The 18,529-nt window shown below is 69.5% G+C and carries 19 protein-coding genes; 3 read left to right on the top strand and 16 right to left on the bottom strand.

Translation table 11 applies throughout. The features are described 5' to 3' along the window. Positions 1–7 precede the first annotated feature (7 nt). On the bottom strand, positions 8–895 hold the full coding sequence (locus tag ASG73_RS09845) for an alcohol dehydrogenase catalytic domain-containing protein (protein WP_055994055.1): 888 nt from the start codon (positions 893–895) through the stop codon (positions 8–10). Positions 896–1,004: 109 nt separating this feature from the next. Here ASG73_RS09845 and ASG73_RS09840 point away from each other — a divergent pair, with 109 nt between their 5' ends. Then, the gene (locus ASG73_RS09840; protein WP_055994053.1) at positions 1,005–1,409 is read left to right on the top strand and encodes a winged helix-turn-helix transcriptional regulator; all 405 of its coding nucleotides are present in this window, start codon (positions 1,005–1,007) and stop codon (positions 1,407–1,409) included. A 13-nt stretch (positions 1,410–1,422) separates the two neighbouring features. On the opposite strand, the gene ASG73_RS09835 is transcribed toward ASG73_RS09840, so the two are convergent. After that, positions 1,423–2,757 carry a DUF222 domain-containing protein gene (locus ASG73_RS09835; protein ID WP_235499425.1) on the bottom strand — a complete coding sequence of 445 codons (1,335 nt, stop codon included), beginning with the start codon at positions 2,755–2,757 and terminating at the stop codon, positions 1,423–1,425. A 346-nt stretch (positions 2,758–3,103) separates the two neighbouring features. On the opposite strand from ASG73_RS09835, the gene ASG73_RS09830 reads away from it, so the two are divergent. Further along, positions 3,104–3,715, top strand: a complete 612-nt coding sequence (locus ASG73_RS09830) for a class I SAM-dependent methyltransferase (RefSeq protein ID WP_055994049.1) — start codon at positions 3,104–3,106, stop codon at positions 3,713–3,715. On the opposite strand, the gene ASG73_RS09825 is transcribed toward ASG73_RS09830, so the two are convergent. From ASG73_RS09825 to ASG73_RS09800, 6 genes are all read right to left on the bottom strand, one after another. Next, positions 3,678–4,583 carry a hypothetical protein gene (locus ASG73_RS09825; protein WP_156466234.1) on the bottom strand — a complete coding sequence of 302 codons (906 nt, stop codon included), beginning with the start codon at positions 4,581–4,583 and terminating at the stop codon, positions 3,678–3,680. The two genes, ASG73_RS09830 and ASG73_RS09825, sit on opposite strands and share 38 nt — an antisense overlap. 38 nt (positions 4,584–4,621) lie before the next feature. Continuing rightward, complete coding sequence (ggt, locus tag ASG73_RS09820; protein WP_055994046.1) at positions 4,622–6,445, bottom strand: gamma-glutamyltransferase; 1,824 nt, start codon at positions 6,443–6,445, stop codon at positions 4,622–4,624. A 59-nt stretch (positions 6,446–6,504) separates the two neighbouring features. After that, positions 6,505–7,374 carry a diaminopimelate epimerase gene (gene dapF / locus ASG73_RS09815; protein WP_082567170.1) on the bottom strand — a complete coding sequence of 290 codons (870 nt, stop codon included), beginning with the start codon at positions 7,372–7,374 and terminating at the stop codon, positions 6,505–6,507. Then, positions 7,371–8,294, bottom strand: coding sequence for a tRNA (adenosine(37)-N6)-dimethylallyltransferase MiaA (gene miaA / locus ASG73_RS09810; protein ID WP_055994042.1), 924 nt, complete (start codon positions 8,292–8,294; stop codon positions 7,371–7,373). The genes dapF and miaA overlap by 4 nt, the downstream gene beginning before the upstream one ends. Then, positions 8,291–8,902, bottom strand: a complete 612-nt coding sequence (gene def / locus ASG73_RS09805) for a peptide deformylase (RefSeq protein ID WP_055994040.1) — start codon at positions 8,900–8,902, stop codon at positions 8,291–8,293. Before def ends, miaA begins: the two co-directional genes overlap by 4 nt. A gap of 86 nt (positions 8,903–8,988) precedes the next feature. Beyond that, positions 8,989–9,555 (bottom strand): YceI family protein, encoded by a 567-nt coding sequence (locus tag ASG73_RS09800; protein WP_055994037.1) that lies wholly within the window; start codon positions 9,553–9,555, stop codon positions 8,989–8,991. A gap of 195 nt (positions 9,556–9,750) precedes the next feature. On the opposite strand from ASG73_RS09800, the gene ASG73_RS09795 reads away from it, so the two are divergent. After that, the gene (locus ASG73_RS09795) at positions 9,751–9,930 is read left to right on the top strand and encodes an Rv0909 family putative TA system antitoxin (RefSeq protein WP_055994035.1); all 180 of its coding nucleotides are present in this window, start codon (positions 9,751–9,753) and stop codon (positions 9,928–9,930) included. A gap of 89 nt (positions 9,931–10,019) precedes the next feature. Here the strand turns inward: ASG73_RS09795 and miaB are convergent, their stop codons facing one another. The 8 genes from miaB to ASG73_RS09755 all read right to left on the bottom strand — a co-directional run bounded on the left by miaB (position 10,020) and on the right by ASG73_RS09755 (position 18,527). Beyond that, on the bottom strand, positions 10,020–11,558 hold the full coding sequence (gene miaB / locus ASG73_RS09790; protein ID WP_055994033.1) for a tRNA (N6-isopentenyl adenosine(37)-C2)-methylthiotransferase MiaB: 1,539 nt from the start codon (positions 11,556–11,558) through the stop codon (positions 10,020–10,022). 22 nt (positions 11,559–11,580) lie between these two features. Continuing rightward, positions 11,581–12,429 (bottom strand): transglutaminase family protein, encoded by an 849-nt coding sequence (locus ASG73_RS09785; RefSeq protein ID WP_055994031.1) that lies wholly within the window; start codon positions 12,427–12,429, stop codon positions 11,581–11,583. Further along, positions 12,426–13,346, bottom strand: coding sequence for an alpha-E domain-containing protein (locus ASG73_RS09780; protein ID WP_055994029.1), 921 nt, complete (start codon positions 13,344–13,346; stop codon positions 12,426–12,428). The genes ASG73_RS09785 and ASG73_RS09780 overlap by 4 nt, the downstream gene beginning before the upstream one ends. Beyond that, complete coding sequence (locus ASG73_RS09775) at positions 13,346–14,902, bottom strand: circularly permuted type 2 ATP-grasp protein (RefSeq protein ID WP_082567168.1); 1,557 nt, start codon at positions 14,900–14,902, stop codon at positions 13,346–13,348. The genes ASG73_RS09780 and ASG73_RS09775 overlap by 1 nt, the downstream gene beginning before the upstream one ends. Positions 14,903–15,010: 108 nt before the next feature. Then, positions 15,011–15,370, bottom strand: a complete 360-nt coding sequence (locus ASG73_RS09770; RefSeq protein WP_055994025.1) for a hypothetical protein — start codon at positions 15,368–15,370, stop codon at positions 15,011–15,013. 59 nt (positions 15,371–15,429) lie between these two features. Then, on the bottom strand, positions 15,430–16,950 hold the full coding sequence (locus ASG73_RS09765; RefSeq protein ID WP_082567126.1) for a WXG100 family type VII secretion target: 1,521 nt from the start codon (positions 16,948–16,950) through the stop codon (positions 15,430–15,432). Continuing rightward, positions 16,947–17,795 carry a hypothetical protein gene (locus tag ASG73_RS09760; protein ID WP_055994019.1) on the bottom strand — a complete coding sequence of 283 codons (849 nt, stop codon included), beginning with the start codon at positions 17,793–17,795 and terminating at the stop codon, positions 16,947–16,949. The genes ASG73_RS09765 and ASG73_RS09760 overlap by 4 nt, the downstream gene beginning before the upstream one ends. Positions 17,796–17,891: 96 nt before the next feature. Continuing rightward, the gene (locus ASG73_RS09755; protein ID WP_235499407.1) at positions 17,892–18,527 is read right to left on the bottom strand and encodes a regulatory protein RecX; all 636 of its coding nucleotides are present in this window, start codon (positions 18,525–18,527) and stop codon (positions 17,892–17,894) included. Between the last annotated feature and the right edge of the window lie 2 nt (positions 18,528–18,529).

The raw sequence follows: 18,529 nt of genomic DNA, 5'->3' as shown, positions 1-18,529 counted from the left end.
GGCCCGGTCAGTGCGTGAGCACCCAGCGGCCGCGCCCGCCTTCGGCGAACCGCTCATAGGCGACCCCAGCCTCGGCCAGCGGATGGGACCCGGCGATGCGGGTCGGTAGGTCGCCGGACACCGTCAGGCTCAGGAGCTCACCGAGAACCCCACCGTCGGCGCGGACGTTGACCGTCTCCACGGCGACCCCCCGCTCGGGCACCACCGGCACGGGCGGCAGCACACCCACGAAGGCGCCTGCGTCGATGACGGCCGGCAGTGCCGCCTCCTGCAGCGCCGCCGCATCGAGGACGGCGTCCACCGTGCCGTGAGGCAGCTCAGTCACCAGCTCAGCCCCCGCGGCCGCGACGAACTCCCGATCGCTCTCGCGTGCCAGACCGAGCACTGTCCATCCATCTCGGACAGCGAGGGCCATCGCGTAACCACCGACACCACCAGCGGCACCCGTGACCAGGAGGGACCTGCCCACGGGCGCACCGAGCAGGTCGAGCGCCTGTCGAGCAGTGAGCGCGTTGAGCGGGACCGTCGCCGCCTCGACATCACCGAGCCCCTCGGGGATCACGGCCACAGCACTGGCCGGGAGTGCCACCATGGCGGCCTGACCACGGCTGGGGGCGGAGAGGTCGTCATGCAACCCGGCCACGCGGTCTCCAACCCGGGGGCGCTCGACCCCCTCGCCGACCGCGACCACGACGCCGGCCACGTCGTAGCCGAGACCAACGGCATCCGGGAGGCCGAAGACCTCACCTGCGACTCCGCTGAGCACGAAGGGGTCGGCGGGGTTGATCGTGGCTGCACGCATCTCGATGACGACGTCACCCGCTCCGGCGGTCGGCTCGGGCTGGTCCTCGACGACCGGCATGGTGTGCTCGGGCAGGGAACGAACGGAAATCATCTGATCCAGGTCCTCTCTCGGATGTGACTGACGGTCACCATCTTCGAGTTGGCTACTCTCCGTTGGGAAGTACGCACCCGAAAGTCCGCCACGCACCCGAAGGAGAGCCATGCCGACGAAGACCGCCGCCCAAGCCCGCCAGCAGGCCAAGGACCAGTACGACGCCTATCTCGCCACCTGCCCGAGCCGACTGCTGCTCGATCGGATCAGCAACAAGTGGGTCACGCTCATCATCACGGCGTTGAGGGGTGGCCCCCTGCGCTACTCGCAGCTGCGCACGACGATCGCCGGCGTCAGCGAAAAGATGCTGACCCAGACCCTGCGCTCCCTGGAGCGTGACGGTCTGATCTCCAGAACGGTCACACCGTCGGTCCCCGTGCGAGTGGACTACGCACTCACGCCCTTGGGCGTCTCGATCCTCGAGCCCATCACGATCATGAAGGAGTGGGCCGAGCAGCACATGCCCGCGGTGACCGCTGCTCGCCAGGCGCATGACGTCCGAGAGGCCAGCTGAGTCGATCCCGCCCCTACGCGGCCCCGAGGAGTCCCTCGAAGTGCACCTCGATCGCTGATCTCGTGGTGTCGAGGGTGTCGACGGTGTTGACCGGGCGTCGTCGGGTCACCTCGCCGGCCCGGGGTGGCCGCGACCGGGGTCCAGGTCGCCCGTGGCCCAGCAGGGGCGGCGCCGTGCAGGTGTACTCGCTGCCGGTCGGTGTCGTGAGGATGACTTCGTGGGGGCCGCCGCCGGGATCCAGGCCGGTGGAGGTGACCTCGGCCCGCCAGCCGGGCGCCTCCTTGACCAGGTTGTGTCCCTGACACCCACCCAACGCATTGGCCGCGGAGGTCTCACCCCCAGCAGCGTGCGGGCTGACGTGGTCGATGTCGCGGATCGGCGCACCGCAGAACGGCACCCGGCACGTCGCGTCACGCAGCTGCACCAACTGCCGCAGCACCCCGCTGAACAGTCGACGCTTCGAGTCCATCGCCACCAGGTCGCTCCCACCCGGTGCAGTCCACAACCGCCGCAACCACGTCGCGGTCCCGGCATCACACAGACGCAGCAGATGCTCACGAGCCATCTCCCCGGGCATCGCACCCCACCCCGGGACCTCAACCTCATCCCCGTCACCAGCACCGCCAGCATCGGCGGAGTCTGTGGAGTCGCTCGTGCGCACGATTGCTTCCTCACGCATCACCAGACCGACCTCGACCGGCTGCACCTGACCTTCGGACCGACCAGACAGCAGCTCCAACGCCGTGTCCGCCATCCACGCGCCCCGACCCCGCTCGTCCGCCGCACGCGCCGCATCAACCTGAGGGTCACCGGTGGCGACGTAGCGGGACTGCTCGGCCTTCTTCAGCGCAGCAAACGCACCGACCACATCCTGCAACGGGCCCAGCACGCTCAACCACGCCATCCCATCTGCCGCCGGCCGCACACTCACATTCCTGGACGCGACCGCCTTACGACGCCGATGCACCAACGCCTCCGCATCCAGATCCGCACTCGCCCGATGCGCCGCCGCAGCCAGCTCCCGATCCCCCACCGAGGTCAAGCATCCAGCGAGTCGCCGGTCCGCCTCGACCCGATCCTCATGACTCAGGCACGCGGTCTCCCGAGCCACGATCGTCGCCCGCCACTCACTCAACTCACCGCTGGTCAACGCCGCCAACGTGGACGGCAGATCGTGCACCAGCGCCTTCGCCAACCCCACATGCCGATCCGCCTGACCCGGCGCACACCGCCGAGCAAGAGCCAGCTCCGCCCGCGCACCCCGACGACGACACGACGCCTCACGCGCCGAGACCACCCCATCCGCACGATCACGGGCGATCTGCTCGTCACGGTCCTCGACAAACATCGCGGTCGCGCGAGCCTGCAGAGCGGCAGCCGCCCCCTTCGTCGCCTCGCACACCGTCACGACCTGCAACAGCTCCGCCTCCGACAACCCCTCAGGACGCGCCGCACTCAGCACTGCGAGACCAGCAGCCAGGCGATCAGGCAGCGCGCCACCGACCACAGACTCACCCGCCGTGCTGCAGGTCCCCTGATCGGTCATCGCGCCCCCCTTCGCTACATTCAGATTAGTACATATGTTCGAATGACGGAAGGGGGAGGGACAACTTTTTTCGCCCTGTCCGACCTTCATCCCACCCCCACAACACCACCGTGCCACCCACCGCCGACAACGGACCTAGGGTTGTCCCGTGACCGACCACTACTTCACCGACTCACCCGCGGCGACCGACAAGCAGCGACGGCCCCACGTCGTGGAGCTCGCCGGGCGGGAGGTCACGGTGGAGACCGCGGGCGGCATCTTCTCCCCCGCCGGTCTCGACCGCGCGACGGCCATCCTGCTCGACGAGGTGCCCGAACCTCCTTCTACCGGAGACCTGCTCGACATCGGTTGCGGCTGGGGGCCGATCGCTCTCGCCCTCGCGATGCGCTCCCCCGAGGCCACCGTCTGGGCGGTGGACGTCACCGAGCGCGCACTCGACCTCACCCGGCGCAACGCAGCGTCGCTCGGCCTGGCCAATGTCCGCGCAGCGCGCCCCGACGAGGTGCCAGTGGAGCTCGCCTTCGCCGCCATCTGGTCCAACCCGCCGATCCGCATCGGCAAGCCGGCGGTCCACGAGCTGCTGCGCACGTGGCTCCCCCGCCTGGCGAAGGGAGCCGACGCGCACCTCGTCATCGGCAAGAACCTCGGGGCCGACGGTTACGCGGACTGGATCGACACCGAGCTCGGCCTGCCGACCGAGCGGGTCACGACGAGCAAGGGGTTCAGGATCCTGCGGACCAGCCAGCCCGCGGCGGGTTGACCAGGTCGCCCTCCCAGCTCAGATCACTGTCCTCGTCGACCTCGTAGGCCTCGAGACGGTCATCGCCCAGCACCGCATCGAGCAGTGACCGTGACCCGGCGACGATCGTGCTGTCCCAGTCGATCTCGCTCGCGACCACCCACGAGCGATCCGCCGGCCAGAGAAGCTGAGGGCTGATGGAAGGTGGGAAGCCCGGTTGGAGCCCGAGCCCGGCGCCCTCGGCCCAGCTCGGATCACTCAACTCGTCGCAGGACGTCGCGCAGAGGATCATCTCCCGGGCCGGCCACTCCAGATGGGGTCCGTGCTCGGCTGCAGCGCGGATCTCCGGTCTGAGCGACTGTTGCTGCTGCCGCTCGGCCTCCCTGAGGACCTGGCGCCGCGTGAGCCACGCCCGGAGTCTGCTCCCCTCGATCGCGTAGAGCGCTCTACCGCTGCCGGTCAGCTCGCCCCAGCCGTTCCAGATCCCCGCGACGAGGTCCTCGGGCGTCGTGGTCGCCGGCGCCAGCTGCTCGGTGAGCGCGGCCAGCAGATCGAGGTCGAAGTAGCCCTCTCGCGTCTGCCCGAGCTGCCAACAGTCCGCGAAGTCCACCCCGCGGTCCAGGTCCGCGATCCGGTTCCACTGCACGAGCGGGTGCATCGTGAGCCCCTGCCGCGCGGCCGCCTGCGACCAGGTCCAGCGCGACTCCTCGAGCACCGGGTGCTCACCCCACTCGCCGGTGACCGACAGGTCGACCCTCGTCGCAGGCACCGGGTGCAGGATCCGCGTGTAGGCCTCGAAGCCCGTGCCCACCACACCGCCGACCCGACCCCTGCCACCGACCCGCTCCAGCAACCAGTCACCGCACGTCACATCCGTCATCAGCTCCACACCGGCAGCGTAGGACGGGAAGCGCGGCCGACCTGGGATCACTCAGGGTCGACCACCATCGCCGACCCACCACCGGCTCGGGTCGGCTCCGCTGCCGCCTCGAGATCCTGCCGGTCGTGCACGCGGATCCCGGTGGCATTGCCGAGGCGATCGACCTTCGTGGTCGTGTGACCCAGCGACGTCAGGTACTCGCCCACCGACCCGTCGGCGAGGAGCGGCTCTAGCTGGGTCGAGGTGCCGTTGCGCGAGGAGATCCGTGGCGCGGCCAGGGAGTCACCGATCGGCATGCCACGATCCGTGACACCAGCGACGAGCTGGGCGACGGTCGTGATGATCGTGGCGCCGCCGGGGCTGCCAGCCGTCATCCACGGCTTGCCGTCCTTGAGCACGATGGTGGGTGACATCGAGGACCGTGGCCGCTTGCCGGGGCCGGGGAGGTTGGGGTCGGGCACCCCCTGCGTCACGGGCGTGAAGTTGAAGTCCGTCAGCTCGTTGTTGAGCAGGAAGCCGTAACCGGGGACGACCATGCCGCTGCCGCCGTACTGCTCGATCGTCAGCGTGTAGGTGACGGCATCGCCCTCCTTGTCGACAGCGGTCAGGGAGGTCGTGTGCTGGTCCTCGGCCCCCACCTTGGTCGTCGCACCAGAGGTCTGGCAGTCCCCGTAGGAGCCATCAGGCGTGCCGAAGGGGACGGGTCTGGTCATCGCCTCGTCCGCATGGAAGAGGCACGAGCGTTCGTCCGCAAACCCTTGGGAGACAAGCTCCTTGGCCGGGACACCGGGTACATCACCGACGTAGCGGTTGCGGTCGGCGAAGGCGGTGGCCGATGCCTCGGCGAACCAGTGCGCCCAGTCCCCCTCCGACAGGTCCTCGGTCTGCCTGCCGGTCCGCTCCTCGTAGGACTCGAGGAGGTTGAGGATCTCGCTGACGGCAATGCCACCGGAGCTCGGCAGCGGCATCCCGTAGACGTCCAGGCCCTTGTGCTCGCTGTGCGTCGGCTCCTTGACCAGGGCGCGGTAGGCACGCATGTCGTCCATCGTGATCTGGCCGCGCGGCACGCTCACGCCGGGTGCTGTGCGCGGGTTACGAGCCGTGTCGACGACGGCCTCGCCGAGCTCGCCGCGCTGCATCACGTCGGCACCGTGGGTGCGCATCAGCCGGTAGGACTTGGCGAGGTCCGGGTTGCGCAGGATCGCGCCGGTCTTGATCGGCTCGCCGCCGGGGAGATAGATCTTGGCGGTGTCGGGGAACTGGGCGAAGCGCTCGGCGTTGTCGACCGTCGCGTCATGGAAGGGCTGGTCGACGACGAAGCCCTTGCGGGCGACCATCTCCGCGGGCTTGAGCAGCGTGTTGAGCGACTTGGTGCCGTACCGCTCGGCCGCCATCTCCCAGGTGGCCGGGGTCCCCGGGACACCCACGGACAGACCGGAGTTGACCACGGTGTCGAAGTCCATCGGCTGACCGTCATCCCCGACGAAGACCTTGTCGTGGAAGGTTGCCGGAGCAGTCTCACGTCCGTCGATCGTCTCGACCTGACCGGTGGCCGCGTCGTAGTGGACGAAGAAGCCACCGCCCCCGAGACCTGACGTGTACGGCTCGACGACACCCACAGCCGCCGCCATGCCGACGGCTGCGTCAGCCGCGTTGCCTCCTCGCTCGAGGATGTCGATCCCGATCTGACTGACGATGGGGTCGACGGACGCCACGGCTCCGCCACCGCCACGCATGACCGGCACCTTGGGCAGGTCATGGCCCACGGGCGGGGGGCCCGCCTCAGGCGTCGCTGTGGCGCCGGATGTCGCGGCGAGCGTGAGCCCGCCTGCGGTGAGTGCCCCGACGATGAATCGCGATGCTCGTCCCATGCCCCCACGCTAGATGTGATGCACGTCACCCGCATGTCGAAACGGGCGAGGGGGTGACCTCAGACGAGCGTCGTCGTCCCGTCAGCGACGAGGACCGCGGGTCCGGCCAGCTCGACCTCACGCCCGGGCAGCAGGCGCACGCGCAGGGTGCCGCCGGGGACCTCGACGATCATCTCGCCGGTGGCATCGACGTCGCCCGACCAGAAGGCGGTGCCGATGGCCGCCGCGCACACGCCCGTCCCGCACGAGCGGGTCTCGCCGACGCCTCGCTCGTGGACACGCATCGAGATGCGGCCGGGACCGAGGACCCGGACGAACTCGACATTGCTGCCCTCGGGCGGCACGGGGTTGACCATCGGAGGCCGGCGCAGCCGGAGTCCGTTGAGGTTCACCTTTTCGGGGAGGGCCACCACGGTGTGCGGGTTGCCCAGGTCGAGCGAGAGCGCCGAGTACGGCTCGGTGATGTCCTCGGCCTCCTCGACGTGCACGAGGGAGTCGAAGCCCTGCGACTGCGCCTTGGCCTCGTCGACGAAGCGCCAGGTGCCCATGTGGGTCACGACGTCGTCGCCCTCGAAGCGGATCCGGCGCACACCGGCCCGCGTGGCGATGGCGAAGGACTCCCCCACGAGCCCCTCGCGGCGCAGCCAGGTCGCGAAGACCCGCGTGCCGTTGCCGCACATCTGGGCGAGCGAGCCATCGGCGTTGCGGTAGTCCATGAACCACTCGGCATCGTCGGCCAGCGCCACGATGTCCGCCTCCGCGGCGCGGGCGGTGCGCACGATGCGGATCACGCCGTCGGCGCCGATGCCGGCCTTGCGGTCGGCGAGCAGCGCGACCTGCGCGGGGGTGAGCTCGAGCTCGCCGTCGAGGTCGGGGATGAGCACGAAGTCGTTCTCCGTGCCGTGACCCTTGGTGAAAGGCAGGTTCATGGGGTCCATTGTGTCGGACGCCTCGTGAGGTCCAGCGCCGCGGCACGCAGACCGACGCCGGCAGCGTCCAGCCACTGCACCCGGGGGTCGGGTCGCCACCAGGACTCCTGTCGGCGCGCGTAGCGTCGCGTCGCCCGTGCAGTGTCGCCGATCGCCTCCTCGCGGCCCCAGCGTCCGTCGAGCTCACCGAGAGCCTGGGCGTAGCCGATGGCTCGCGACGCGGTGCGGCCACCGCGCAGTCCGGCCGCGTCGAGTCCAGTCACCTCCTCGAGCAGCCCGTCCGCCCACATCCCGCGGGCCCGGCGCTCGATCCGCTGCGTCAGCGCGTCCCAGTCGTCGCGCAGCCCGATCACGAGCGAAGGGCGGCGGTAGCGCTTGGTCGGTGCCGTCGCCGAGAAGGGCCGGCCGGTGATCTCGACGACCTCGAGGGCCCGGATGATCCGCCGGATGTTGTTGGGCTCGATGGCGTCGGCGGCAGCTGGGTCGAGCTCACGCAACCGATGACGAAGGGCGTCGCTCCCCCCTTCGTCCTGCGCTTGCGCCTCGAGACGGGCCCGGACCGCGGGGTCCGTCGGCGGGATCTCGAGGTGGTCGAGGGCCGCGCGGACATAGAGCCCGGAGCCGCCGGCGAGGACCGGCACGAGACCGCGGTCGAGGACGTCGACGATCGCCACCTCGACCCGCGACTGGTAGTCGGCGAGCGTCGCCTCGTCGGTGACCTCGAGGACGTCCAGGAGGTGGTGCGGGACGCCCCGCCGCTGCTCGACCGGCAGCTTGTTGGTGCCGATGTCCATGCCGCGGTAGAGCTGCATGGCGTCGGCGTTGACGACCTCACCACCGAGCTCCTCGGCGAGGTCGAGCGCGAGGTCGGACTTGCCGGTCGCCGTGGCGCCGACGACGGCGATGACCTGGGGGATCACTCGCTGTCGAGGTCCTCGTCGTCGAGGTCCGGGTCGTCGTGACCGAAGGGGTCGGGCCCCTCCCCCGGCGTCCACGTCAGACCGGGGACTCCCCAGCCTTCCGCCTTGACGGCCTTGCGGGCCTTCTTCTTCCACTTGTCGCCGAGCCGGTCGACGTAGAGGAAGCCGTTGAGGTGGTCGTACTCGTGCTGCATGCAGCGGGCGAACCACCCGGTGGCCGTGAAGGCGATCTCGTTGCCGTCCCAGTCGTAGCCGGTCACCTCGGCACTCTCCCCACGACGAAGGGGGAAGGAGTACCCGGGGACCGAGAGGCAGCCCTCGGACTCGTTGTCGCGGTCCGGCTCGCCGACGACCGGCTTGGCCGCCTTGACGTAGGGGTTGATGACGTGACCCAGGGTGGGGACGCCGTCGTCGTTGGCCATGCTCCACGTGTAGATCCGCAGACCGAGGCCGATCTGCGGCGCGGCCAGACCGACCCCGTGGGCGGCCTCCTGCGTGGCGTACATGTCCTCGACGAGGGTGCGCAGCTGCGCGTCGAACTCGGTGACCGGCTCCGCGCGGGTGTGCAGGACCGGCTCACCCGTGATGGTGATGGGGTGGATCGTCATGGGCGGCATCTTCTCACCTGCGTGGGGTCACAGCAGACGAGCCCCGACACCGTGGCGGTGTCGGGGCTCGTCAGGAGCGTGGAGGCTCAGGCCTGCTTGATGGCCGAGATCTCGAGGTTGAGCGTGATCTTCTTGGAGACGAGGACGCCACCGGTCTCGAGGCCGGCGTTCCAGGTCAGGCCCCAGGCCTCGCGCTCGACGACGGTGGACGCGGAGAAACCGGCGCGCAGGTTGCCGAAGGGGTCCTGGGCGGTGCCCTCGAACTCGGCCTTGAGGACGACCGGCTTGGTGACACCCAGGATCGTCAGGTCACCGTTGAGGTCGAACTCGTTGCCGTCGACGTTGGCGATGCCCGTGGAGACGAAGGTGATCTCCGGGTGGTTCTCGACGTCGAAGAAGTCAGCGGACTTGATGTGGCCGTCACGGTCGGCGGAGCCGGTGTCGACCGACGCGGTCTTCATCGAGGCGGTCGCGGTGGAGGCGGCGAGGTCGTCGGCGACGGTGATCGTGCCCTCGAGGTCGCGGAAGTATCCGCGGACCTTGGTGACCATCGCGTGGCGGGCGACGAAGCCGACCTCGCTGTGGCTGGCGTCGACGACGTAGGTGCCGGCGGCGAGGTCCTGCAGGGCGGTGGTGGTGGCGACGTCAGTCATGTGGAGCTCCTTGGATGTGCATCAGGTGGTGTGTTGAACAAGAACGACATTAGAGGGTTTTGGTTGTCGTGTCAACTATTGGTTTTTCAACCACCTGATCATCATGCCGTCCTTCCGGTTGAAGCGCTCGACGTGTCGTGTTTGGCTGTACGGGTACGGCCCACTTCGGGCGACTCACGACAGAAGGAGAACACCATGGGGTTCGACGATCTGACGGGCAAGGCCACCGACGCTCTCGGTGAGCACAGCGACAAGGTCGAGGAGCACAGCGACACCGGCCTGGACAAGGCTGGCGAGTTCGCCGAGGGCAAGGGCCTCGACTCCGAGAAGACGGACCAGGGCCGCGAGTTCCTCGACGGCAAGATCGGCGAGTGAGCTTCCGCTCCTGACGACGAAGGGGGTCGGTCACCGTGACGGTGACCGACCCCCTTCGTCATGCCGGGTGATCGCGCCCGGGCGCCTGCTCAGGCACCGCAGGCGGGTGCGCTGACCTCGACGGGGTCGGGAGCGCCGATGCGCGGCATGCCCAGCGAGACGCTGGGCTTGGCGACAACGCCCTCGGCACCCTTGTCCTGCAAGGCTGCCCACGCGTCGCCACCTGCGGTCCGGCGCACCGAGAAGGCACCCCCCTCGAGGGCGGAGTCGGCGACGAGGTGGTGCGGGGCGCCGTAGGTGACGCCGACGGTGACCATGTCGCCGGGCCGCGGACGCTCTGACTCCGACAGGCCGTCGGGCAGTGCGAAGTGGACGAGGCGGTTGTCGGGCGCACGACCGCTCAGGCGCGCCGTCGCGCGGTCCTTGCGCCCCTCCCCCACGGCGACGAGGACCTCGAGCTCGCGCCCCTCCTGCTCGCGGTTGCCGGCCCAGGAGATCTCCTCCTGGAGGGCGACGAGGCGCTCGTATCGCTCCTGCACGACCTCCTTGGGCACCTGGTCGGCCATCGTCGCGGCGGGCGTGCCGGGACGGATGGAGTACTGGAAGGTGAAGGCGGAGCTGAAGCGCGACTCGCGCACCACGCGCAGCGTCTCGGCGAAGTCCGCCTCGGTCTCCCCCGGGAACCCGACGATGATGTCGGTCGTGATCGCCGCGTCCGGGATCTGCTCGCGCACGCGGTCGATGATCCCGAGGAACTTCGTCGAACGATAGCTGCGGCGCATGTCCTTGAGGACCTTGTCGGAGCCGGACTGCAGCGGCATGTGCAGGCTCGGCATGACATTGGGCGTCTGTGCCATGGCCTCGATGACGTCATCGGTGAAGGCAGCCGGGTGCGGGCTGGTGAAGCGCACCCGCTCCAGCCCCTCGATGTCGCCGCAGGCGCGCAGCAGCTTGCCGAAGGCGAGCTTGTCGCCGAACTCGACCCCGTAGCTGTTGACGTTCTGCCCCAGCAGGGTCACCTCGAGGACTCCCTGGGCCACGAGCGCCTCGACCTCGGCGAGGATCTCGCCCGGCCGGCGGTCCTTCTCCTTGCCGCGCAGCGCCGGGACGATGCAGAAGGTGCAGGTGTTGTTGCAGCCGACCGAGATCGACGTCCAGCCCGAGTAGGCGGAGTCACGTCGCGTGGGCAGTGTCGAGGGGAAGGTCTCGAGGGACTCGAGGATCTCGACCTGCGCTTCCTCGTTGTGCCGTGCCCGATCGAGGAGCGCCGGCAGGGAGCCGATGTTGTGCGTGCCGAAGACGACGTCGACCCAGGGCGCCTTCTCGACGATCGTCGCGCGGTCCTTCTGCGCCATGCAGCCGCCGACGGCGATCTGCAGGTCGGGATTGCGCTGCTTGAACTGACGCAGCATGCCGAGGTTGCCGTAGAGCTTGTTGTCGGCGTTCTCCCGCACCGCGCAGGTGTTGAAGACGACGACATCGGCCACCTCCCCCCGGTCGTCCGTGGGCAGGCTCGCGATGTCCACGTAGCCGGCCGTCTCGAGGAGACCGGCCAGCCGCTCGGAGTCATGGACATTCATCTGGCACCCGTGGGTGCGCACGTCATAGGTCTTGGGCGTCGCAGTCATGGCCCGTCAAGGGTACGTCGGCTCACCCGATGCGGGTGTAGGTGATCTCCAGCTCGAGGTCGGTGACCTCCGGCCCGACGAACATCCCGCGGAAGGGAGAGACGTCGTCGTAGTCGCGGCCGCGGCCGACGACCACGTGCTCCAGTCCCACGGGACCGGTGTTGGTCGGGTCGAGCGGGAGCCAGCCGCCGTCCCACAGCTCGATCCACGCGTGGTTACGAGCCGGGACCGTCGTGCCGCGGGCGACCTCGCCCTCCTCGACGGTGAGATACCCGCTGACATAGCGGGCCGGGATCCCGATGGTCCGCAGAGCTCCGAGCGTCAGGTGGGCGAAGTCCTGGCAGACCCCGCCGCGACGCTCCCAGACCTCGGCCGCCGTGGCCTGCCACCCGGTGATGCCCTGCTCGTAGGTCAGCGCCTCGTGGACCCGGGCGACGATGTCCATGGCCGCTGCCCGGGGAGTCGGCGCACTGGCATGCTCCCGGGCGAGGGCAGCGACCTCCGCCGGGGGGTCGGTGCGCTCGGTCTGCGCGAGGTACTCGCTGAGCTGGTCGACCGTCCCGGCATCGCGCACGGCGTCCCATCCGACGTCCTCCGCCTCGACGGGCAGCTCGGACCGCTCCACGGTGCTCGTGGCCTCGATCTCGAGGACGTCGTGAGGGGTCTGCGACTCCATCGCCATGACCTGGGTGCCCCAGTGGTCCTCGTAGACATTGCTCCAGGTGAGTGGGCGCACGCGCACGCGTGCCTCGAGGGTGGCCTGTCCCGGCTCGCTCACGGGGATCATCCGCAGCTCGTTGTGCCCTGCAGTGACCTCTCCGTCATAACGCATCGTCGTGCGGTGGACGATGCGGTGCCGCCTGCTGCTCATACGATCTCTCCCGTCCACTCCTGGACCGGCGCGGACATGAAGTAGCGCGTCCCGATCGCGTCTGATGCCGCCGTGACGGCCTCCTGCACCAGCTGCATCCGCTCCGGCAGGTCGTGCAGCACCGTGGAGGGGTTGCTGAACTCCAGGGAGGTGCGGATCTGGCCGAGGATACGACGGGCCTCGTCGGAGAAGCCGACGCGGTCCTTGTCCGGCGAGAGGTTGATCAACCTCTCCTCCGCCTCCTTCAGCGCGGCGATGACCGACCGCGGGAAGCGGCGGTCGAGCGTGAGGAAGGCCGCGGCCGTCCGATCGGTGACGACACCTCGCATCGTGCGCAGCATCGCCTGCTGCGCTCCACAGCTGGCCAGGACCGAACCCCAGCCCGGGCCGAAGTCGCTGGCGCCGGTCGCCACGAGCCGCGCGGTCATGTCGGCGCGCTCCAGGGCGCGACCCAGCACGAGGAAGTCCCACGCGTCGTCATGACTCATCGTCGTGTCCGTCAGCCCGTCGAGGAGCGCCGCGCGCTCTCGAACCCAGCCGAGGTGGTGCTGGGTGGCCCGGCCAGGGGTGAAGGAGTTCCACCGGTGGTAGGTCGTGTTGATGGCCTCCCACATCTCGGTGGAGACCGTCTCGCGAGCGCGCCGCGCGTTTTCGCGGGCCTGGTGCCAGGACCCGGACACCGCATTGGGGTTGTTGGCGTCGAAGACGAGCATGCGGCTGGTCCCGAGGTAGTCCACCTCGCCGACGTCTTCGTAGCCCATGATCCCGCGCAGCACCATCGTGCAGGCGGTCTGCTCGTCCGCTGCCGGGTCCTCGAGCAGCTGCAGGCGCAGCACGTCGACGATCCGGGCGGTGCCGTCGGCCCGCTCGATGTACCGACCGATCCAGAAGAGTGAGTCCGCGATCCTGCTGAGCATCACAGCTCCTCCTCGCTCGGGGTCTGGGACTGGGACTGGGTCGGTTCCTGCGCGGCGTCGCGCTCGTGCGTCCCGGCTCCGGCTCCGGCGCCGGCGCCGGCGCCGGCGCCGAGGAAGATGACCTCGCGCTCGTCGACGTCGTCGTGGGACAGGCGGTTGTAGCGGCCGGCCAGGACCCAGGTGTCCTTGGACCCCCCACCCTGGCTGGAGTTGACGACGAGCTGCCCCTCGGGGAGCGCGACGCGGGTGAGCCCACCGGGCAGGACCTGCACCTCGTTGCCGTCATTGACCGCGAAGGGGCGCAGGTCGACATGCCGTGGACGCAGCTTGCCGTCGATGAGCGTGGGGACCGTGGACAGCTGCACCACCGGTTGGGCGATCCAACCGCGCGGGTCCTCCGTGAGCTTGGCCCGCAGGTCGTCGAGCTCCTGAGCGGTCGCCGCCGGTCCGACGACCAGACCCTTGCCGCCAGAGCCGTCAACCGGCTTGGTCACCATCTCGTCGAGGCGTCCCAGCACCTCCCGCAGGGCCTCGGGCTCCTGGAGGCGGTAGGTGTCGACATTGGGCAGGATCGGGTCCTCGTCGAGGTAGTACCGGGTCAGCTCCGGCACATAGGAGTAGACGAGCTTGTCGTCGGCCACGCCGTTGCCGATGGCGTTGGCGAGCGTCACCCGGCCGGCGCGGACCGCCGAGACCAGGCCGGTCACGCCGAGCATCGAGTCCCGGCGGAAGTGCACCGGGTCGAGGAAGTCGTCGTCGATGCGCCGGTAGATGACGTCGACCCGCTCCTCCCCGTGGGTGGTGCGCATGCGCACCTCGCCGCCGCGGACCACGAGGTCACGGCCCTCGACGAGCTCGACGCCCATCATCCGGGCGAGCAGGGTGTGCTCGAAGTAGGCGCTGTTGTAGACGCCGGGGGTGAGCACGACCACCGTCGGGTCGGCTCGCCCTTCGGGGGCGGAGGCCCGTAGTGCCTGCAGGAGCATCCGGGGGTAGTCGTGCACCGGCCGGATGCGCATGGTGGCGAAGGCCTCGGGGAAGACATTGGTCATCGCACGACGATTGGCGATGACGTAGGAGACCCCCGACGGCACGCGGACATTGTCCTCGAGGACGCGGAAGGTGCCTTCCTCGTCACGGATGAGGTCGATGCCGCTCACGTGGGCTCGTACGCCATTCGGCGGTCGCAGCCCGGCCACGGAGCGGTGGTAGTGGCTGGAGGTGGAGATCAGCTTCCACGGGATGATGCCGTCATCGACTGCGCGGGGCAGGCCGCCCGTGCGGCTGTAGATGTCGTCGAGGAAGGCCTCGAGCACCTTGACCCGTTGGGCGACGCCCAGCTCGACGTTCTGCCAGGCCTCCGCGTCGATGACGCGAGGGACCGCGTCGAGGGGGAAGGGACGCTCCTCGCCAGCGTGGTCGAAGGTCACACCTTGCTCGAAGAACATCCGAGCGAGGGCGTCCGCGCGATCCTTCAGCTCCTGCGGCTCCATGGACCGAAGGGTGTGGTGGATCGGCTTGTACGGCTGGCGGGGTTCACCCCCTTCGTCCAGCATCTCGTCCCATGCCGCACCACGTGCGTAGGTCCCGAAGAGAGAGTCACTGTCAGTCACGGCGCCCACACTACGCAGACGGGAGCGCACAACGGCGGACGAGCGACGCGGTCAGCCGTTGTAGTGCTGCCAGAGGCTGTACGCACTCGGGTTGAGCGGCGCACCGACGTCCGCGGTACTCAGCTGGCCGCCGACGTAGTCACCGTGCACATAGATCATGAGGTTCACGTCCGCGCCACCGCCGATCTCGTCCGACAGTGCCCGCAGGACCGCGTCGAAGATCTGCTTGGCCGCCGCCTCGTCGTCCGGGAGCTGCACTCCTCCCCGCAGGGAACGACTACCGCCTCCGGGCTTCTCGATGGTCAAAGTGCTGCCCGTGACCCCGTCGACCCCACGAGCAACCTCGTTGAGCCGGTCTGCGTCGGGGCCGCCTCGACCGCAGGCAGCGAGCACTGTCGAGATGAGTCCCATGGTCAACACCGTCCTCCGGGTCATCGGCATGGCGTCGACTCTAGCCACCGTCCGTGCGCTCAGTCGTCGTACTCCCTGCGCAGCTCGACATCACGCCCGGACACCTGCGAGCCGTCGCCCTCGCCGACGATGAAGGCGTCGAGTCCGTCCTCGTATGCACGCAAGGCGGGATCGTCGGAGGCCTGCACCGAGTTCGCGTACAGCGCGTGGCTGTGGTTGTCGATCGGGTTGAGCCCCCACCCCGGGCTGTCGAGCACCACGCGCGTCTCGCCCGGCCCGTTGCCGCCCACCAGTTGGTCGACATTGGGAATCCCGAGGTAGTGGTCGCCCAGGTCCAGTCGCGGCACGACATCCCCACCGTGCTGGAGGTTGAGAGCCTGCACGTCATCCGGGATGTCGAAGCCGTCCACCGGAGCCCCGTACGTGACCGAGTGGGTGACGTTGAAGTTGTCGGTGAAGGTCGGGTCGGACAGCAGCGCACTGGTGATGATCCCGCCCTGGGAGTGGCCGACGAGCAGCACCGGGTCATCCGAGGAGACGCCCGCCGCGGTCAGGGCGTCCTGCACGGCCTGCACGGCAGCGGTCTGCTCCCCGGAGATGCTGGCGAGGTTGCCGGTGAGGTCCAAGGGATTGGCATTCGTGGTGGGCCACCACCGCTCGGTCCCCGGGACGTTGACGATGTAGGACGTCTCGCCGTTCTTGGTCACCTCGGCGACACGGACATTGCCGGAGCCGTCCTCACCCTGGACCTCATAGGCGTCCGAGGTGCTCCGCAGGATCTCGTCGAGGGAGGTCGGCGGGCGCAGCTCGGGGTGTGTTCCAGCGTCATTGCTGACCTGCGACTCTCCCAGCTCGGTGACCTCCCCGGCGCGTCCGTCGCCGTCGTCGAAGAGATGGCGGTCGGCGCCCGTGAGGATGTTGGTGAGGACACCGATACCGGTACCACCGACCATCAGGACGCTCGCGGCGACCTCGGAGATCCGCGGCAGTCGCCCCTCAGTGAAGATCTGCGTGAACTGACCCAAGAGGTTGAACTGAGCCTCGAGGTTGCGGATGGATCCGTCCCCGATGCCGTCCGTCCACTGGGCGAGGTCGGCAGCCACTGACCTGGCCTGCTGGCCGATCCAGCCGAGGCCGTCCTTGGCCTGGCCGCCCAACCAGCTCAGTCCGTCCTCGCCACCGAGCCAGACGAGTGCGTCCTCGGGCTCGTCATCCAGGATGCCCTCGCCGAAGTCCTTGTCGGCGAACCGTGTCCACCACGGCTCGTCGGCCGCGCCATCGGTCGACCTCCCGTCACCGGCGGTGCCGCCTCCACCCGACGCACCCTCCTGACGCTCGGCCTGCCTCAGCAGATCATCGGCCGTCTGACGCAGCGCCTCGGCCATCCGCTCGAGCGCGGGTGACTGGGACGTCCACCCCTTGTCGAACTGCTCCAGGTCATTGCCGCTCCACGCCTCGCGCAGGACGGTCAGCTGGCCGTCCCCCTGCTGACGGACCGCACCCACGGTCTGGGCAGAGGCACGGATCTGCCCGGCGACGTCGCGGACTCGGACGAGGTCCATCCCCTCGCTGAGACTCATCGACGCGCCGCCCTGGTCGCGATCTCGCTCACGAGGTCGTAGGCACCGGTGACGTACCAGATGAGGTCCGCTGCCAGGTCCCCGTCCTCCACCGCGACCACCGCCACGGACTCAGGCGTGGAGCGCAGGGAGTACAGCTGCTCCCCCACGACCGTCCAGCGGCAGGCGCCGACAGGTGTCACGTCGTCGGGGCTGGTGACAGCACCCACGAGCAGAGCCACCTCGGCGGACCCACCGGCCAGCACCGCACGCAGCTCCGGGTCGAGCTCGGGCGCGGTCTCGAGAATCTCAGCGGGGGTGCGACCGAGGGGGTCGCCCTCGAGCCTCGCCGCGAGGTGCTCGACGGCCTCCGGCGCCACCTTCAGGTCTCGCTGTCGCGAGGGTGGCGTGACGTGCTGGGGGGCTCGCAGGGCATCACGTGGAGGCAGGACCCGGCGCACCGCCAACCACAGCTCCTCGGGAGGAAAGGCGACCAGCTCGACCGCTTCCTCGCGGGACACCGGCTCGTACGCCGTGGGAGTCGTCCGCAGGGCCACCCGCTGGGTGCGGCACAGACCGAGGCCCGGCAGGAGGGAGATCTCGGACTCGAAGGAGACCTCGCCCTCGCGCGCCACGATCTTGATCTGGACGGGAGCCGCCAGGGAGGCAGCAAGGGCGTCGGACCAGGCGGGCAAGAGCGCTCGCCCTGCGGCAAGGCCGGCTGTCTCGAGCTCGGCCCACAGGGCGGGATCCTCGGCGCCGGCCGTCGGCTCACCGGTTGCCACCCCGACTGCGGAGTCGAAGGCCGCCTGTGTCATCCGGCGGATCGTGGCCGAGCGCTGCGGCTCTCCGGTCTGCGAGGTCATGGGGCTCCCCTGTCGTCGTCGACCGGAGCGGACGCCGGTCCTCGACCCACAAACTAGGGTGGCGCACCCCTCGGAAGAATGGGGAGCGCTCCCCGGTCAGTCGCGCTGGTGCTCTGGCTGGGCGTCGAGCGCCTCGGCGACGACCACCCTGGTGACGTCGCTGCCGTAGCCCTTGCGGGCGAGCATGCCCGCCAGACGGCGTGTCTGGACGGTGCGGTCCAGGCCGTGCATGGAACGCAGCTTCTTGGCGACGAGCTCGTGGGCACGGGCCCGCTCGTCCTGCGGGTCGACCTCGTCGAGCACCGCCTGGGCAAGCTCGTCATCGACCCCCTTCTTGCGCAGCTCGTGGGACAACGCCCGGCGGGCCAGACCTCGCCCCGCCTGCTTGGACCGGACGAAGGCCTGCGCGTAGGCCGCGTCGTCGACCAGTCCCACCTCCTCGAAGCGGTCGAGGACCTCGGCAGCCACGTCGTCAGGGCAGTCCTTGCGACGTAACGCCTTCTCCAGCTCGGAGCGTGACTTGGGCGACCCGGTCAGCAACCGCAGGACGACGGCGCGCGCGACGGCGTACGGGTCGGCGTCCGCATCCTTGGTCTGCGGGTCGGGAGGGGGGATCCGTCGAGACGGTTGGTGCGCGGCCTGCTCCGGGGTCGCTGCGCCCGCCTCGACGGCGGAGACCGCCGCACGCAGCTCATCGAGCGTGCGTGCGGCGGCGGCCTTGTCAGTGCTCACGA

It is taken from the genome of Janibacter sp. Soil728, assembly GCF_001428305.1.
Lineage (GTDB): Bacteria > Actinomycetota > Actinomycetes > Actinomycetales > Dermatophilaceae > Janibacter.
Note: the sequence above shows the minus strand (reverse complement) of the source record. Positions and strands in the feature narration are given on the sequence as shown.

What these genes read in the sequence shown, in the direction of transcription:
- ASG73_RS09845 (WP_055994055.1), bottom strand. Translation starts at nt 895, where the DNA reads ATGATTTCCGTTCGTTCCCTGCCCGAGCACACCATGCCGGTCGTCGAG.
- ASG73_RS09840 (WP_055994053.1), top strand. Translation starts at nt 1,005, where the DNA reads ATGCCGACGAAGACCGCCGCCCAAGCCCGCCAGCAGGCCAAGGACCAG.
- ASG73_RS09835 (WP_235499425.1), bottom strand. Translation starts at nt 2,757, where the DNA reads ATGTTTGTCGAGGACCGTGACGAGCAGATCGCCCGTGATCGTGCGGAT.
- ggt (WP_055994046.1), bottom strand. Translation starts at nt 6,445, where the DNA reads ATGGGACGAGCATCGCGATTCATCGTCGGGGCACTCACCGCAGGCGGG.
- dapF (WP_082567170.1), bottom strand. Translation starts at nt 7,374, where the DNA reads ATGAACCTGCCTTTCACCAAGGGTCACGGCACGGAGAACGACTTCGTG.
- def (WP_055994040.1), bottom strand. Translation starts at nt 8,902, where the DNA reads ATGACGATCCACCCCATCACCATCACGGGTGAGCCGGTCCTGCACACC.
- ASG73_RS09800 (WP_055994037.1), bottom strand. Translation starts at nt 9,555, where the DNA reads ATGACTGACGTCGCCACCACCACCGCCCTGCAGGACCTCGCCGCCGGC.
- ASG73_RS09795 (WP_055994035.1), top strand. Translation starts at nt 9,751, where the DNA reads ATGGGGTTCGACGATCTGACGGGCAAGGCCACCGACGCTCTCGGTGAG.
- miaB (WP_055994033.1), bottom strand. Translation starts at nt 11,558, where the DNA reads ATGACTGCGACGCCCAAGACCTATGACGTGCGCACCCACGGGTGCCAG.
- ASG73_RS09785 (WP_055994031.1), bottom strand. Translation starts at nt 12,429, where the DNA reads ATGAGCAGCAGGCGGCACCGCATCGTCCACCGCACGACGATGCGTTAT.
- ASG73_RS09780 (WP_055994029.1), bottom strand. Translation starts at nt 13,346, where the DNA reads ATGCTCAGCAGGATCGCGGACTCACTCTTCTGGATCGGTCGGTACATC.
- ASG73_RS09775 (WP_082567168.1), bottom strand. Translation starts at nt 14,902, where the DNA reads ATGCTGGACGAAGGGGGTGAACCCCGCCAGCCGTACAAGCCGATCCAC.
- ASG73_RS09770 (WP_055994025.1), bottom strand. Translation starts at nt 15,370, where the DNA reads ATGGGACTCATCTCGACAGTGCTCGCTGCCTGCGGTCGAGGCGGCCCC.
- ASG73_RS09765 (WP_082567126.1), bottom strand. Translation starts at nt 16,950, where the DNA reads ATGAGTCTCAGCGAGGGGATGGACCTCGTCCGAGTCCGCGACGTCGCC.
- ASG73_RS09760 (WP_055994019.1), bottom strand. Translation starts at nt 17,795, where the DNA reads ATGACCTCGCAGACCGGAGAGCCGCAGCGCTCGGCCACGATCCGCCGG.